The organism is Vibrio sp. 811, from assembly GCF_033339195.1.
Genome location: NZ_JAWOUB010000036.1, coordinates 1 through 12,914 on the forward strand (window position 1 = coordinate 1; position 12,914 = coordinate 12,914).

The 12,914-nt window shown below is 39.9% G+C and carries 17 protein-coding genes; 15 read left to right on the forward strand and 2 right to left on the reverse strand.

Translation table 11 applies throughout. The annotated features are described in order from the left end of the window. Window positions 1-99: 99 nt before the first annotated feature. From R7Q46_RS24035 to R7Q46_RS24075, 9 genes are all read left to right on the forward strand, one after another. Window positions 100-588 (forward strand): hypothetical protein, encoded by a 489-nt coding sequence (locus R7Q46_RS24035; protein WP_042524323.1) that lies wholly within the window; start codon window positions 100-102, stop codon window positions 586-588. Between the two features lie 149 nt (window positions 589-737). Then, a complete protein-coding gene (locus R7Q46_RS24040; RefSeq protein WP_238952635.1) occupies window positions 738-1,529 on the forward strand; it encodes a hypothetical protein in 792 nt (263 codons plus the stop codon). Between the two features lie 283 nt (window positions 1,530-1,812). Then, a complete protein-coding gene (locus R7Q46_RS24045; protein ID WP_269667100.1) occupies window positions 1,813-2,052 on the forward strand; it encodes a hypothetical protein in 240 nt (79 codons plus the stop codon). 134 nt (window positions 2,053-2,186) lie between these two features. After that, window positions 2,187-2,678: a nucleotidyltransferase family protein gene (locus R7Q46_RS24050; RefSeq protein ID WP_318077831.1), complete on the forward strand. Its 492-nt coding sequence runs from the start codon at window positions 2,187-2,189 to the stop codon at window positions 2,676-2,678. Window positions 2,679-2,828: 150 nt separating this feature from the next. Then, a complete protein-coding gene (locus R7Q46_RS24055) occupies window positions 2,829-4,166 on the forward strand; it encodes a HEPN domain-containing protein (protein ID WP_318077832.1) in 1,338 nt (445 codons plus the stop codon). A gap of 42 nt (window positions 4,167-4,208) precedes the next feature. Then, complete coding sequence (locus R7Q46_RS24060; RefSeq protein ID WP_404765203.1) at window positions 4,209-4,904, forward strand: DUF922 domain-containing protein; 696 nt, start codon at window positions 4,209-4,211, stop codon at window positions 4,902-4,904. Window positions 4,905-5,043: 139 nt separating this feature from the next. Then, on the forward strand, window positions 5,044-5,502 hold the full coding sequence (locus R7Q46_RS24065) for a GNAT family N-acetyltransferase (protein ID WP_318077833.1): 459 nt from the start codon (window positions 5,044-5,046) through the stop codon (window positions 5,500-5,502). 150 nt (window positions 5,503-5,652) lie between these two features. Beyond that, window positions 5,653-6,102 (forward strand): metal ABC transporter ATPase, encoded by a 450-nt coding sequence (locus R7Q46_RS24070; RefSeq protein ID WP_213899035.1) that lies wholly within the window; start codon window positions 5,653-5,655, stop codon window positions 6,100-6,102. Window positions 6,103-6,242: 140 nt separating this feature from the next. Beyond that, a complete protein-coding gene (locus R7Q46_RS24075; protein WP_318077834.1) occupies window positions 6,243-7,214 on the forward strand; it encodes a hypothetical protein in 972 nt (323 codons plus the stop codon). A 137-nt stretch (window positions 7,215-7,351) separates the two neighbouring features. On the opposite strand, the gene R7Q46_RS24080 is transcribed toward R7Q46_RS24075, so the two are convergent. Together R7Q46_RS24080 and R7Q46_RS24085 are read right to left on the reverse strand one after the other, a co-directional pair. Next, a complete protein-coding gene (locus R7Q46_RS24080) occupies window positions 7,352-7,630 on the reverse strand; it encodes a type II toxin-antitoxin system mRNA interferase toxin, RelE/StbE family (protein ID WP_005398411.1) in 279 nt (92 codons plus the stop codon). Continuing rightward, the gene (locus tag R7Q46_RS24085; protein WP_005398409.1) at window positions 7,627-7,911 is read right to left on the reverse strand and encodes a type II toxin-antitoxin system RelB/DinJ family antitoxin; all 285 of its coding nucleotides are present in this window, start codon (window positions 7,909-7,911) and stop codon (window positions 7,627-7,629) included. The genes R7Q46_RS24080 and R7Q46_RS24085 overlap by 4 nt, the downstream gene beginning before the upstream one ends. Window positions 7,912-8,103: 192 nt before the next feature. Between R7Q46_RS24085 and R7Q46_RS24090 the strand changes: the two genes are divergently transcribed. From R7Q46_RS24090 to R7Q46_RS24115, 6 genes are all read left to right on the forward strand, one after another. Next, on the forward strand, window positions 8,104-8,595 hold the full coding sequence (locus R7Q46_RS24090; protein ID WP_213872231.1) for a nucleotidyltransferase family protein: 492 nt from the start codon (window positions 8,104-8,106) through the stop codon (window positions 8,593-8,595). Window positions 8,596-9,965: 1,370 nt separating this feature from the next. Beyond that, complete coding sequence (locus tag R7Q46_RS24095) at window positions 9,966-10,247, forward strand: type II toxin-antitoxin system Phd/YefM family antitoxin (protein ID WP_000086647.1); 282 nt, start codon at window positions 9,966-9,968, stop codon at window positions 10,245-10,247. After that, window positions 10,244-10,531 (forward strand): type II toxin-antitoxin system RelE/ParE family toxin, encoded by a 288-nt coding sequence (locus R7Q46_RS24100; RefSeq protein ID WP_213872230.1) that lies wholly within the window; start codon window positions 10,244-10,246, stop codon window positions 10,529-10,531. Before R7Q46_RS24095 ends, R7Q46_RS24100 begins: the two co-directional genes overlap by 4 nt. A gap of 177 nt (window positions 10,532-10,708) precedes the next feature. Beyond that, the gene (locus R7Q46_RS24105) at window positions 10,709-10,924 is read left to right on the forward strand and encodes a hypothetical protein (RefSeq protein WP_025611452.1); all 216 of its coding nucleotides are present in this window, start codon (window positions 10,709-10,711) and stop codon (window positions 10,922-10,924) included. 2 nt (window positions 10,925-10,926) lie between these two features. Continuing rightward, complete coding sequence (locus tag R7Q46_RS24110; RefSeq protein WP_213872229.1) at window positions 10,927-11,298, forward strand: hypothetical protein; 372 nt, start codon at window positions 10,927-10,929, stop codon at window positions 11,296-11,298. 715 nt (window positions 11,299-12,013) lie between these two features. Continuing rightward, entirely contained in the window at window positions 12,014-12,589 is a 576-nt protein-coding gene (locus R7Q46_RS24115) for a hypothetical protein (protein ID WP_258474928.1), read from the forward strand. The last annotated feature ends 325 nt before the right edge of the window (window positions 12,590-12,914 follow it).

Genomic DNA, 12,914 nt, shown 5'->3' on the forward strand with positions numbered 1-12,914 from the left:
CTATGCGTTGGTTTAAGTGATTAAGGTGGTATGCGGCGGCTTTTGCATTGCGTTGCTCACCCCTTAACAGGGCGTTATGTAACATGGATAGAGTTGAGTATGCTGAATAGGATTTTAGTTTATAAAAGAACTCACACAGGTGATCCTAACTTAGATGGTGATTTTGGCGTGAATGACTGCATGGGTAAAGTACGAGAATACGAATATGATGCAGTGATTGGTGTCGGTGGAACTGGTAGCGAGCCTACTCAATATGGTATTCAGCGTAAGGTTAATTGGGTAGGGATAAAATCAGGTCAATCACCAAGCTCGGTAGCTATGCGTGGAGACATCATACACTTTGATAAATTCGTTTTGCTAGAACACCAAGGGCCTGATTTTGAACAGCTGGCTCCTTTGCTAGCTAGACGCTTGTATTATGAAAATGCTCGGTTTCTTCTAAGTAGCCTGAGCCCACAGGAGTTAGCTGAGGCTAACAAAGTTATAGAATATTGTCTAAATCTCGAATCAATCAAAAGTATCAATAATTCTGAGTTTAGGTGTAAGCCATGTTGTTTCCCGTCCAAGTTAGTGAAAAATGTTACATAACAAACTGTTCAAGAGGGATTCGCAACGCGTGGCATTTTTACTGTGCGTTGGTTTAAGTGATTAAGGTGGTATGCAGCGGCTTCGGTATTGCGTTGCTCACCCCTTAACAGGGCGTTAACTGGCTCGCGGTAAATTAATTTGGAGTTGTGATGTATCTGAATACAAGAATAAAAAGTCACCATCATGTACTTACCGACAGTGCATTTGAACTGTTTTCTCAGGATCGTTATTCATTTCAAATCTCTCAAGTTACAGAAGACGCGTTCACCTTAAGTATCAAGAGTCTTGAAGGAGAGGAGAAAGAAGCTTTTGTCGCTCGTTCTCATTCAATAATTTCCTTTTATCTTGTAGCTTTAAATGTAGCGACGATGGGGCATTTTTCTTGGGATTTCCAAATGGTTTCTCCCGTACCATACTTTTATTCACAAAAGCCAGATGAGCTACAGAACTACTTGATGTTACATAAAGGAACTGACTATTTGTACGACGAGGAGAAAATGGATATATCCTCTGAATTGGTGTGGCGCTCATTGAAAATAATGTTGGCACTAGCAAGCGAAAAAGATGATGTATTTATAAGCGAGTACATAAAAGGTATATACTCTCTACATAATAATTTTTTCAATATTAAATTTACAGTTGAGTCATTCGCTAGTTTTTACAGAGCGTTTGAGTACTTTTGCACTGTTAAGGTCTTGAAGCAAAAAAGATTAAACAATGAAAAAAAGCAGCTCAAAGCTATACTGGCAGATTTTGGTTTCAATGACCTTATATTAGAAGACTTTGACCGAATTTATAAGGTTCGATGTACTGAAGTTATGCATGCTCAGCGTCAACTAGCCGAGCAAGTCGATGTCGACTTAATCATACGTTTAAAAATTTTTCTGGACGCTTTATTGCACAAGCATTACGAGCCAATATGGGATAAGTCCGCCAGTTAACAAACTGTTTAAGAGTGATTCGCAACGCGTGGCATTTTCACTATGCGTTGCTTTTAGTGTTTAAGGTGATATGCGGGAGCTTCGGTGTTGCGTTGCTCACACCTTAACAGGGCGTTAGGCACTTAGGAGTTTTCATGGATAGTTTTACTCAGTTAGTTGGTGCATTTGGAGTTGGTGGGTTACTGGTAAAACTCATCGATATCTTTGTGCTTCAACCGTTCATAGTAAAAAAAGAGATAAAAAGCTAGTTGCCTATTCAGCAGCTGTAAAAGATTTAGCTAATATGGGTTTTAAAAATGAAGACAACAGTCCGTTTGAGGATTTAGGGTCTCTATCACAAACACTATTACTTGTTGAAGACACTGAACTGCAAAAGCTGATTGACAGTCACATGTTTGATCGTGCCGAATTACATGATTGTGAAACGGGTTCTCCAAAGGCAGATGAGCTTTTTGGCAAAGTAGACTCGGACGCGAGGAAAATTATTAGTGCGTTAAGGGATGACTTGCGAAATGGTGCCTAACAAGGCGTTTAAGGCGGATTCCCAACGCTTGGCATTTTTGCTTCTACTTCAAATTTAGTGTTTACGGTACAATGCTTTAAGTGCAGTGGTAGCGTTGCTCACCACTTAACGCGGCGTTATGGCGCAGGGCGAAAATGGACGCAATCGTAGAATTAATAAAACGTGACCCAATACGGACTGAGGCACTAAATCATGTGTCTCTGCTGAACCTACCTCAGTGTTATATAGCAGCGGGTTTCGTGCGAAATTTAGTTTGGGACTCGTTACATGGGTTTGAATCTACGACTGCTTTGAATGACGTTGATGTGATTTACTTTGATCTTAATGAATCGAATCCTAATGCCTATCTGGGTTATGAAGAGTACTTGAAAGGTTGTATGCCTGAGCTTAATTGGCAAGTTCGAAATCAAGCTCAAATGCATGAACGTAATGGTGATGAACCTTATCAAAGTTCAGTGGATGCTATGAGCTACTGGCCTGAAAAAGAAACTGCCGTTGGCGTTCGTCAAACAGGTGTGAATCAATATGAAGTTGTATCAGCATTTGGGTTCGAATCTTTATTTGGCTACTGCATCACGCATAATCCGAAAAGGTCACGAGCAATATTTGAAAATCGTGTAAATTAGAAAGGGTGGTTAGTTAGGTGGCCATCTTTGAGAGTTGCGCCATAACAAAGCATTTAAGAGTGATTCGCAACGCTTGGCAGTTTCGCTTCGCTCAAGTATAGCCAAGCGCCGCTCACACCTTAATGCGGCGTTAGGTTACTAGGAGTACACATGGCTTCAGCGTCAAACAAAGATATTGAAGACTTTGAGTTTGTAATTGAAGAAATTGTTCGTTTAAAAAAATTACTCGCTGAATCATATGATGATTTTTCGAATGACTTTGATAATCCATTCGATCGAATGAGTGCTACTGTTGGTCCTCCCAAAGATTTGTTGGATAAATCTAAGTTTCAACTGTTCATCTCAAACAAAGCTAATGAAAAGCTTTTTGATATATCGGAACGTGTCATCAAGTCTCAAGGTTTAGGTTACTATGTTAAAAGTAATGAGTTTAACATTCTCTTGCGTGAATCCATCTATCGGCATGTATATGAGAGGAAGCCATTTGACCGAAATGGTTATACAAAGATACTAAATCGTGCATTGAAAAAATGTAGAAAGAAAGGCGGTGACGTTACTTATATTTTTCCAATAATAGCTAACAATATTGATAGGGTAATAGACTTAGGTGCTGCCAAGGTTATACCAAAAGAAGAGTTGTTTAATATTTACCCTGGAAGTAGGCAGCAAACCGATGAATTTATAAAGGTAAGTGAGGATTCAAAGTTTCTATATAACGCTTATATTTCTATTAATATCCCCCAAACATATAATGACCTGATTGAGTTTAAATCTAAAAATGTATTAAACCTAGTCGTTGGCATAATTCATCTCCATTTTATATCAATGGGATTGTATGATTATAAAATATCAACTGAGTTTCATGGAAGTGACTTAAACTATAAATTCAAAGGCTTATTTGATTCAGGTGGTCTTAAAGCCTGTTCAGAATTTCAGTTTAGCAAGTCGTTGGAGGGTTTTTGGGGCTCATTCGAAGATAATCTTGATTCTCCTTTGGGAGATAGGGTCAAAGAACTAATTATGGCGGCATGTATGCCAACCATGGATGACCGTTTAGTAGATCGTTTAATTGATTCAATTCTATGGTTTTGTGATGCAAGTTATGACACTAATGAGCACTCCCAGTTAGTTAAGCTTGTAACTTCCATGGAAAGATTGGTAACAATGTCTTCGGAAAAAGGGAGTGCAACTCTTAGCAGCAAGTTTTCAGATAGGGTTTCAAACTTAAATTTAGTTTTCCACCCTAACGAAAATAACTCCAAATCGAACGCATCAAAACTATATTCCATTCGTTCAGATCTAGTTCATGGCACTAAATCTTTATATAAATCTTTAGATAGTGGTTTAAGCTTCAGCGCTATTACAATGACAGCTCAAGTTATTTTTTCAGCAATGATGACTTATCAGTTTGTAGGTCTGTCTTCTACTAAATATGAGGATAATTTAATTGATTTTCTTGATGTCCAACTCAAATTGGACGTAACCTAACAAACTGTTTAAGAGTGATTCGCAACGCGTGGCATTTTTACTATGCGTTGCGTTTTGTGTTTAAGGTGGTATGCGGGAGCTTCGGTATTGCGTTGCTCACACCTTAACAGGGCGTTATATGCTTCAAGGAAAATGATGAAAAAAATCGCACTTTCAATAGCTTGCTTAATGGCCTCCAATCAGGCTAATGCTGACGTTAGGTTAGACTTTCCCTTCCAGAAAAAGTTTGAAGTGTATGAGATTAGCGGCAATAGTGTTGAGGAAATTGAACACTCTTTTAACTCTAGACCTGACTTTCTAGTAAATGAGGGCTTTGACGGGTACACCGCGTGGAAATATGACTTCCATACGCATGATGATTCTTGCGAAATTCATGAATTTGATCTTGAAGTTACCTATGCACTTCCGAAGTTTGAAATGTCTAGGACTTCAGCTGAATCAGCTGAGGAGTTTCGCCCATATCTTGAGAAGCTCTATCGACATGAGCAGACTCATTGCGCGCTTGTAGTTAAGTCGATACACGAAATGTATCTAGCCTTCAAACTTGGACAGCGTGGAGGGTGTAGTAGCGCAAATGATAGAGTCATTGAGCTTGAAGGTGATTTGGTGGAAATTAATGCCCTGTTTGACGTTTATACATCGCACGGAGAAATTGAATTAGCAGAGTCTCCTTTTGGAGAGGAGCCTTACTTGAAAGTATGCGAAATACCTTTCGCGCCAATGTCACCACGCATATAACAAGAAATTTAAGAGTGATTCACAACGCTTGGCGCTATCACTTTAAGTGAATTTAGTGTTTATGGCACAATTCTTTAGGTAGAGTGGTTAGCGTTGTTCACACCTTAATTTGGCGTTATGTGCTTTGGTGGAAATGAATATGGAAATCACAATCAGACGTATCGAAACAGAAAGTGTTGAGGATAAAGTTATATACGAGACTTTGTTCAGAGAGTACCTACCGGGCTTCTCGGTTGAACTAGATCCCTCTGTTATTGCTCAGCTGTTTGCGCTGCCTTATTTCCACGGATTTATCAGTTTTGTCGACAATAAGCCTGCCGGTTTTGCGGTTTGCTTTGAATCGTTCTCAACTTATCGTGCGCAAAGAGTGATGAATGTCCATGATTTTATGGTGTCGGACAACTTTCGTGGTAAAGGTGTGGGTAAAGCGCAACTGAATGGTATCGAACAGTATTGTCGTGATAATGATTACCTCAAAATCACACTAGAGGTCGGTGATGATAATGTTGCAGCTAAAAAGCTCTACAGCTCATTGGACTACGAAGATTACAGAGTAGTTTTGACAGGGCAGCAACATTGGCAAAAGTACCTCAATTAGCACGCACATAACAAACTGTTCAAGAGGGATTCGCAACGCGTGGCATTTTCACTGTGCGTTGGTTTTAGTGTTTAAGGTGGTATGCGGCGGCTTTGGTATTGCGTTGCTCACCCCTTAACAGGGCGTTATATGCAATGGATTGGAATGTTTATGAAAGGATTTAATAACATCTTAACTGGTTTTTCCTGGGGAATTGGCTTCTCAGTTGCGCTCATTCTGAGTGGGTTGGTTTATACAAAGTTCGTTGAACCGTCGCTCGGAAATATTCTTGAAGACAAAGAAATCGATGATAAAGCAATTGAGTATTTGGCAGATTTCAAAACTGCCTATGGTTTAACATTGGAAAATGTCTTCAAAGATGGGGACGATGTGCGTTTGGCTGTCGTACAGGAAAACCTTACGGAAGAAGCGTTATATTCTCGTGAGGTTTTAGCATCTGCGTTCGATGTGAACGGTAATTTTATTGGTAATTGTATCGGTGAAAATGAAATCTTCATTATGCAGCCAAAAGAAACCTCTTATCTTGAAATCAAATGTGGGTTTGTGCCATCGCAAGTCGAGCAAATCGAATCATTTAAGTTAAGGGTTAAGCCGATTTAGTAAGCACCAGAAAATTGCATATAACAAACTGTTCAAGAGGGATTCACAACGCGTGGCATTTTCACTATGCGTTGGTTTATGTGTTTAGGGTGGTATGCGGCGGCTTCGGTATTGCGTTGCTCACCCCTTAACAGGGCGTTATGTATCAGGGAGTTAAAATCAAGTTTTATATGAAGTTATTCAGATTATTTTGTGTCATGTTTTGTTTCTCATTTCCGGTTCAAGCGGATGAACAAGACGATTACTTAGAAAAGCTTGATCAACAATATCAAGCACTTCTAGAGTATCTTAGTGAAGAAGATAAAGGGTATTGGGAAAGTAAGCACTTTGAAATTACGATCAAAGCAGCCAAAATCCATAGTGATTACGATGAAATGGTCGCATATTTTAAAAGTACTGGTGAATATGATGATCTTTTTGAACGTACCCTCCTGTCATCGAGTGTTAAAAAATCTCGCCACTCAAGGCTAGATAGTAAAACAACGATCGTTGAAGAATTAGGCCGTTTAGTGTTTAAGAAATATTATGATGACCATATATTATCTATGTTAAATATGGTTGAGTTAGAATTGTCTAGTTTGCAAAATGCTCAAGGTGCAATTCAATTACAGACTAAATTAGTTGACTATTTTTCGTTGCGAAGAGAAATAAATGAACTCTATGAGTCTCCCATCGTGCTAGGGAGTATAGCCTATGAACTGCCTTCATATGTTATAGCTACGGACTCCGACGGCTTAATTAGACAGCAAGCCCATGACTGGATAGGAAGTATTGCAAAGCTAAATGAGATTCTACCTGAACTAACAAAGATTAATGATAGCTTTGTTTCATTTAATAAGCTTAGAGTTAAAGACCCAATCGCGTATATATCTTTTGGTTCTCAAATTGCAGTCCTTTTGGTTGCTGTTGCAGGTTACATGATCAGTTATACTAGAAAGCCGTCAGTAAAAGTGGTGTTTTGGTTAGTTTTTACCTCGATGTTAATCTCATTTGCACTGATTATGGTAAGTTCTAGCACTTTGCTTAATATTATTGTGCAAGCGATACTTCCAGCATGCTTTGTGCTTTATTGGGTTAATGAGTCTAAAAAGTCCCCAGAAACAGATACATAACAAAGCATTTAAGAGTGATTCCCAACGCTTGGCATTTTTCATTCCATCGTTGGGTTTTGTGTTTACGGTGGTATGGTTGAGTTTCGTGGTCGCGTTGCTCACACCTTAATGCGGCGTTAGTTCCCCAGAGGAAGCAATCAATCCGTAGGGAATTTTTGTTTCTGGTGTAGTACACGCATAACTCGGATGATATCGCCCTCAACCCAGTAAGATACAATCATCGAAATCTCAGGAATAATGAGCAATCGTCCGCGGATGCCATCTCGTTGTACACCCATTAAAGGTTGTTCAAGCAAGTTTTCTACTTTTGCTTCAATGAGGTTGTCAGTTTTTTCTGCCGCATCAGGGTTGAAGTCATAGAGAAACTCGAAGATCTTTTCACGATCATTAAGTGACTCTTCTTCCCATAAAATCATTGCTTACCTCGATTACGGATTCTGGCTTTGCGCTCTTCCATTCGAGACTTAGCCGTTTGGTGCTCAACGAAAACAGATTTTCCTGAGTCAAACTTCTCAAATGCTAGGTTTACTTGTTCAGTTAGCCATGCATCGTGAGATAATGTTTTTCTTTGTTGTTCAGCGAGTTGCTCAGTAAGTTCACGGCAAGCATCACTTAGAGTTCGACCTTGGCTCTCAGCCATTTGTTGAGCTAAGCGTTTTGTTTCTTCATCAACACGAAATTGAATTCTAGTGTCCATGATGTATTCCTTTGTTGGTGTGTGTACAAATGTTAGCACTAGGCTTTGAGATGGGCAACTAACAAACAATTTAAGAGTGATTCGGCACGCGTGGCATTTTACTATGCGTTGGTTTTAGTGATTAAGGTGGTATGCGGGAGCATCGTATTGCGTGCCTCACACCTTAATTGGGCGTTATGGCGCAGGGCGAAAATGGACGAAATCGTAGAATTAATAAAACGTGACCCAATACGGACTGAGGCACTAAATCATGTGTCTCTGCTGAACCTACCTCAGTGTTATATAGCAGCGGGTTTCGTGCGAAATTTAGTTTGGGACTCGTTACATGGGTTTGAATCTACGACTGCTTTGAATGACGTTGATGTGATTTACTTTGATCTTAATGAATCGAATCCTAATGCCTATCTGGGTTATGAAGAGTACTTGAAAGGTTGTATGCCTGAGCTTAATTGGCAAGTTCGAAATCAAGCTCAAATGCATGAACGTAATGGTGATGAACCTTATCAAAGTTCAGTGGATGCTATGAGCTACTGGCCTGAAAAAGAAACTGCCGTTGGCGTTCGTCAAACAGGTGTGAATCAATATGAAGTTGTATCAGCATTTGGGTTCGAATCTTTATTTGGCTACTGCATCACGCATAATCCGAAAAGGTCACGAGCAATATTTGAAAATCGTGTAAATTAGAAAGGGTGGTTAGTTAGGTGGCCATCTTTGAGAGTTGCGCCATAACAAAGCATTTAAGAGTGATTCGCAACGCTTGGCAGTTTCGCTTCGCTCAAGTATAGCCAAGCGCCGCTCACACCTTAATGCGGCGTTAGTTTGCAAGAGGAAAAACGCAGCTATATCGCAAGATCTAGTGGTAAAAGATCAAAGTTGAAATTGGCGTATCGGCGTTCAATTTCAGTGTTAACTAGCGTGGTGAAAATTCAAAATTGGCATCGTTTCAACGGTTGATTTGTTCTTTGTTGCGGCGACTTTTCGGGTTACCTGAGTCGAACTTTTTTGCTGAAACTCTGCTCGTTGAGTTTGTTGGTACAAAAGCCGATCTACTCGCTGAAATGGCGTTTTCTCTGGTGTGGTAAGCTCATGTGGTTTCAGTAGCTTTGTTGAAAGTCCGCATTGTGAGATTGGTTTTCCAAAAGCGCTTTTTGGTGTTGTGAATTCGTTTTCTGCGGCGTTGTTTGTTCCATGTGGTTTCATTGACTAGCCGCTTTTAGGCCACGCCTGACTCAAGTGCATCAAAACACATAAATTTTATTGTTTGCAAAGTTTAAAATAACGTAAAATCAAGGCTTTGGGTTTGCAAACAAACTGCTCAAGAGGGATTCGCAACGCGTGGCATTTTTACTATGCGTTGGTTTAAGTGATTAAGGCGGTATGCGGCGGCTTTGGTATTGCGTTGCTCACCCCTTAGCAGGGCGTTAGTACGGGGTTGGCATCAAAAGTTAAAATTTTCAGAGTTTACCGGTTTCTCTGCTTTGCTTTACACCTGAAACATTGTGCCTTTCACTATCTTTCCGGTGGCACTATATGCGGAGTGTTCGCTGTGAATTTACCGTTTACGGTTTCTAACTTTTTGGCTATTTCTTTGGTGTGATTTCTTTGATGCTGGAACATTTTTGTCAAACACTGAGTTTCTTTGGCGCTGCCGTTCAGTTTCGAAGTCCGTATCCTTTGCTAATTTGAAAACGGTGAAAATAGGTCAGTTAAGCAAGTTTTTCTTCTCGCCAGCTTGGGTTTTGAAATTGAGTTCAAGTTTGGTAGTTGTCTGTTTGGCTTCAGCGTTTTAAGCCATAATTTTCGTGCTATATTTCAATATCTTGGTGTGTGCCAAAGGCTTTAAGGGCAGCGTACTAACAAACAATTCAAGAGGGATTCGTAACGCGTGGCATTTTTACTATGCGTTAATTTTAGTGGTTAAGGTGGTTTTCGGTAGCATTGGTGTTGCGTTACTCACCCCTTAACAGGGCGTTATAACACAGAATCAACTTCTTGCTCAAAAGGCTTAGTTGAACTATTATTTGTACGTTATTTTGTACTAATGGGAGTTCAATATGAGTCGTATTCATTTCGATCAAGATATTCAGCCTTTGTCTGAGTTTCGTGCCGGTGTAGCTTCATACATCAAACAAATCAATGAGACTCGTCGTCCATTGGTTATTACGCAACGTGGCAAAGGTGTTGCTGTTGTTCTCGATGTTGCTGAATATGAAGCAATGCAAGAGAAAATCGAATTACTGGAAGAAATGCGCACAGCAGAAGCTCAGTTAGCTTCTGGTCTCGGTGTTTCCAATGATGATGCGCGTGCTCAAGTACTTGGGCGCATTAAGAAATGAAAGTAGTCTGGTCTCCATTAGCACTTCAGAAACTAGGTGATACCGCGGAGTTTATTTCTTTAGATAATCCACTTGCGGCAGAGAGGTGGGTAAATGAAGTTTTTGATAAAACTGAACTACTTGGAAGTATGCCTGAAATGGGGCGGTTTGTTCCTGAAATGCCCCACACGAACTATCGCGAAATCATCTTTGGAAACTATCGTATTATCTACAGTTTAAGTCACGAAATCCGCGTACTAACAGTTCGTAATTGTCGTCAAATTTTATCGGAAGATGACGTGTAATACTGTGTTATAACAAACTGTTTAAGAGTGATTCGCAACGCTTGGTATTTTTACTATGCGTTGTGTTTAGCGTTTAAGGTGGTATGCGGAAGCATCGGTATTGCGCTGCTCACACCTTAACAGGGCGTTAGCGCGCTAAGTCGACATGATATTTATAAACATTATTAAGAGGATAAGATGAAATTTAATATGTCTGTTAATGATAACTTTGCTTCATTCTTTGATGAGGGGAGTGAAATTTATATTTTCGTTGATAGTTTTGATAATGAAAACTTTGATGTGAGGCTAGGAAATATAAGTGAATCAGAGTTAATTGGCTCAATTTCTGCGAAAAGTGACTCTGAATTGAACTCGAAGCTTGAAGAGCTTTATCGTAGCTTTATGGAGGGGTAAACATGATTTCACAAGCTCAAATAGCTGAGCTCGAAAGTTCAGTAAATGAGATTTTACGTCGCCATAAAATGTCATTTAAGTTATCTAAGCACTTTGTTAAAGATAGAATGAATGACACACGTAATAATCCATTGATAATGATTGCTGAGCTTAACTCTATATTTAACAGGTTAACAGCATTACATGTAGGGGCGCTTAAGAAGTTGAGTCACAATGATACTTTTAATATTAGGTGTACGGTTTCGCATATAAATATGCCTTGCGCTGTTAATAAAATTCACGTTGATGGTGATGAGCATCAAGAAAATATAGTTATTACGGTAATGAGGAAAAAGGACTGGAAGTCAAAGGACCCCAAAGAATTTCTTGTTTAATTTAATAGCTCGCTAACAAAGCGTTTAAGAGGGATTTGGCACGCGTGGCATTTTTAGTTTGCGTTGGGTCTAGTGATTCCGGCGCTGTGCGGTAGCTTTTGTATTGCGTGCCTGCACCCCTTAACGCGGCGTTAGTACGGGTTTGACATCAAAGGTCATAAGTTTTGGTGTTTATCTGTTTTGGCGCTCGTCTTTACACCTTTCAGTTTGTGCCTTTCACGTTCTTTCCGGTGGCACTATATGCGGAGTGTTCGCTTTGATTTTACCGTTTACGGCTTCTAACTCTTAGCCTATTTCTTTGGCGCTTTTTCATTTTCGTGGTGACTTTTGAGAGAACCTTGATTACTTTTTGTGTGCCTGTTGAAGTGCGAGGAAAGAATCCTTTTCTAATTTGAAATCCGTAAAAGTAGGGGAGTTCAGTGCGTTTTTCTTCTAGCCAACTCTCGTCTATCAATGGCGGTAAAGTTTTGTAGCTGCCCGTCTCACTTCAGTGTTCAAAGCCTTTCATATCATGCCACTTTTCAATATCTTGGAGCGCATAAATAGAAGTAGCGCATGTACTAACAAATTGCTTAAGAGTGATTCGTAACGCGTGGCATTTTTACTTTGCGGTGGCTTATGTGATTAAGGCGTTGTGCGGTAGCTTTTGTATTGCGTTACTCACACCTTAGCAAGGCGTTAGGCGCCTATGAAATGGACTACGGAGTATTAGTTAATGAAACTCGAAGAACAAATTGAGAAGTTATCAGACATAGGGTTGTCGCTGAATAAAGGTGTGACCATTAACGATTTGCTCCTTTCATATTCGAGAGAAGAATATGAATCGAATCCTTTTGATTTAATTCTTTTTGTGTATGGAATAGAGATTGAAGAAGAACCATGGGGACGGTTTGTTTGTGATCAAGCGTGGAATTTCGATGTAGAGGCGATTGAAGACGACGGTTCCTATACTGAAATCGTAAAGCAGTTCCATCGAATTATAGGCAGAGCTAAGAGTTTAGAAGGGCTGCGAGATAGTGTAAACCTAGAAGAACATTATGCAGAGCTTCAATATTCAGTTGATGGTGTTAATAGGCTAATGAAGCCTGAAATAGATGATGATTGGGCAGATGCTAAAACTATCGATATTATACTAAGCGATTTACGTCAACCGGGGTTCGACTTCTATCCAAAGGATAATGGGCAAGCCAGTATCTGGTTCTATCTGTCTGAAAGTCAGGCTATAGAGCTAAACAAACTCGCCAATAATGTGTTCAATTTAGAACGTAAGCCATGGTGGAAAGTATGGTAGTTCTCAGTGAGTTCAAGACGCCTAACAAAGCATTTAAGAGTGACTCACAACGCTTGGCGATCTCAGTTTAAATTTGGTTTTAGTGTTTAAGGTGCAGTGGTTTAGGTTAGGTGTTTAGCGTTGCTCGCACCTTAACAGGGCGTTAGGCGACGCGCAGAAAAGTTCTTTGTTCTCATCTTCTTAGTTCTCTTTGAGCATTCGTTTTTCTAAGTCGGCAATTGAGCGTTGTCGGCTCAAATTCTTGAATATCTCCAACCGTAAAACATGCCAAAGTTCGTGGGTTGCCTCATTCATTTTTGGTGCTGGTTGGTAGCGAGTTTTACTG

Coding starts and splice junctions, on each gene's coding strand:
- R7Q46_RS24035 (WP_042524323.1), top strand. CDS start 100: ATGCTGAATAGGATTTTAGTTTATAAAAGAACTCACACAGGTGATCCT.
- R7Q46_RS24040 (WP_238952635.1), top strand. CDS start 738: ATGTATCTGAATACAAGAATAAAAAGTCACCATCATGTACTTACCGAC.
- R7Q46_RS24045 (WP_269667100.1), top strand. CDS start 1,813: ATGGGTTTTAAAAATGAAGACAACAGTCCGTTTGAGGATTTAGGGTCT.
- R7Q46_RS24050 (WP_318077831.1), top strand. CDS start 2,187: ATGGACGCAATCGTAGAATTAATAAAACGTGACCCAATACGGACTGAG.
- R7Q46_RS24055 (WP_318077832.1), top strand. CDS start 2,829: ATGGCTTCAGCGTCAAACAAAGATATTGAAGACTTTGAGTTTGTAATT.
- R7Q46_RS24060 (WP_404765203.1), top strand. CDS start 4,209: ATGCGTTGCGTTTTGTGTTTAAGGTGGTATGCGGGAGCTTCGGTATTG.
- R7Q46_RS24065 (WP_318077833.1), top strand. CDS start 5,044: ATGGAAATCACAATCAGACGTATCGAAACAGAAAGTGTTGAGGATAAA.
- R7Q46_RS24070 (WP_213899035.1), top strand. CDS start 5,653: ATGAAAGGATTTAATAACATCTTAACTGGTTTTTCCTGGGGAATTGGC.
- R7Q46_RS24075 (WP_318077834.1), top strand. CDS start 6,243: ATGTATCAGGGAGTTAAAATCAAGTTTTATATGAAGTTATTCAGATTA.
- R7Q46_RS24080 (WP_005398411.1), bottom strand. CDS start 7,630: ATGATTTTATGGGAAGAAGAGTCACTTAATGATCGTGAAAAGATCTTC.
- R7Q46_RS24085 (WP_005398409.1), bottom strand. CDS start 7,911: ATGGACACTAGAATTCAATTTCGTGTTGATGAAGAAACAAAACGCTTA.
- R7Q46_RS24090 (WP_213872231.1), top strand. CDS start 8,104: ATGGACGAAATCGTAGAATTAATAAAACGTGACCCAATACGGACTGAG.
- R7Q46_RS24095 (WP_000086647.1), top strand. CDS start 9,966: ATGAGTCGTATTCATTTCGATCAAGATATTCAGCCTTTGTCTGAGTTT.
- R7Q46_RS24100 (WP_213872230.1), top strand. CDS start 10,244: ATGAAAGTAGTCTGGTCTCCATTAGCACTTCAGAAACTAGGTGATACC.
- R7Q46_RS24105 (WP_025611452.1), top strand. CDS start 10,709: ATGAAATTTAATATGTCTGTTAATGATAACTTTGCTTCATTCTTTGAT.
- R7Q46_RS24110 (WP_213872229.1), top strand. CDS start 10,927: ATGATTTCACAAGCTCAAATAGCTGAGCTCGAAAGTTCAGTAAATGAG.
- R7Q46_RS24115 (WP_258474928.1), top strand. CDS start 12,014: ATGAAACTCGAAGAACAAATTGAGAAGTTATCAGACATAGGGTTGTCG.